At 59.6% G+C, this 1,410-nt stretch carries 2 protein-coding genes; one reads left to right on the top strand and one right to left on the bottom strand.

Features of this window, described 5'->3' with window-relative positions:
• The coding region (locus tag NW815_RS13200) for an ABC1 kinase family protein (RefSeq protein WP_414416108.1) at positions 1 to 742 on the bottom strand (742 nt) is incomplete at its 3' end.
• A 294-nt stretch (positions 743 to 1,036) separates the two neighbouring features.
• Here NW815_RS13200 and NW815_RS13195 point away from each other — a divergent pair.
• The coding region (locus tag NW815_RS13195) for a hypothetical protein (RefSeq protein ID WP_414416107.1) at positions 1,037 to 1,410 on the top strand (374 nt) is incomplete at its 3' end.

Genomic DNA, 1,410 nt, shown 5'->3' with positions numbered 1-1,410 from the left:
GGGTGTACTCCCAGTAAATTTTGGGAGCGTAGATGGAGGGGTGACGGTACAGCGCCAGGAACCGCTCGGCATTGCGGCCCTCCTGCGTGTAGTCCATTTCTTCGTAGAGGCGCCCGGCAAACTCATCGACGATGCCCACCAGGTCGCTGCGGATGCGGCGGAAAGTGCGTTTGGCCCAGGCGGCCAGGCTGCGGACAATATACATGTCGAGAGAGATGCGCCCAATCAAGTCGGGCCGCTGCACCTTGACGGCGACTTTCTCCCCGCTGTGCAAGTAGGCCTGGTACACTTGCCCCAAGCTGGCGGCGGCAATCGGCTCGGGGCTGATTTCTCGAAAGATTTTGTCTACGGGTTTGCCGATTTCCGACTCGATGAGGGCAAAAGCGATGGCATTGTCAAAGGGGGGCAGCTCATCCTGCAGTTTGGCCAGTTCCTCCAGAAACAGGGGCGAAACCAGATCGGGACGGGTGGAGAGGGCTTGGCCGATTTTGATGGCCGTCGGCCCCAATTCCGTGAGGATCTCCCGCAGCCGGGCCGCGTGTTTGGGGCGATTCTTCAGCTCTACTCCCCGCCAGCGATCCCAAAACACCCAGGCCAACAAGCCCAAAAAGGGGGTGATCAACTGAAACAGGCGCCGCACCACCAGATCCCAGCGCCCTCGATATTGCTTGGCCAACTGTTCTGGGTCATAACGCAGGCTCAACTCCGGTGCCACTCCCAGATTTGCTGGCGGGATGGTCATAACCGGAGAGTCCGCCGCTGCGGAACCCAAGTTATGCTGCCTCGCTGCTGTTGTCACTACCGGTGTTGACGGTGTTGCGCCCATAGATGCCCCAACGGATTCCGTAACACATCTTAACTTGCTGGCTCAGCCTGGCGACTCTTGGAGGCGGCCACCGGCCTGCTCGATTGGGCTTGAAAAGGCCGGCCAAACCTTCAGAAAAGGATCTTCATCCTCTCCCGGAGAAGGTGACAGCAGCCCACCTCTGGGGATCCCCACCAAAACTAGAATGGGAAAACTGCGCTCTCTGCCTCTGTGTCTGGATCTCCCCCTCTACGGCCTGCCGAGCCGAGTGTGACCGGATTTGCAGCCCTTAAGGCGCGCCACGTGCTGTTGGCCTTCTTGGTGATCAACCTGGGGGTAGGCTTGGGAGCCATCGCCTTGGCCCAGCTGTTTCATCTCCCATCTGACGATCCTCTGCTGGCCGACTTTGTCTATTGCGCTACATTTGTCCTCACCTGTATCTGGAGCTGGCGACGGGGGCAGCAAGCCCATCTGCAGATGAGACGGCTGTGGGGCAACTGGCGGGCTGCTATTCCTTGGGGATCCCTGCTGCGGGTGGTGCCGGCTTTGGTAGTGCTCTCCATCGGCACAACTTTAGTAAACTACCCGACTCCGACCGCTAAGCG

The sequence above is a fragment of the Synechococcus sp. R6-7 genome (assembly GCF_047461695.1).
Classification (GTDB): Bacteria; Cyanobacteriota; Cyanobacteriia; order Thermostichales; family Thermostichaceae; genus Thermostichus.
This window is presented reverse-complemented; position numbering and strand designations above follow the sequence as displayed.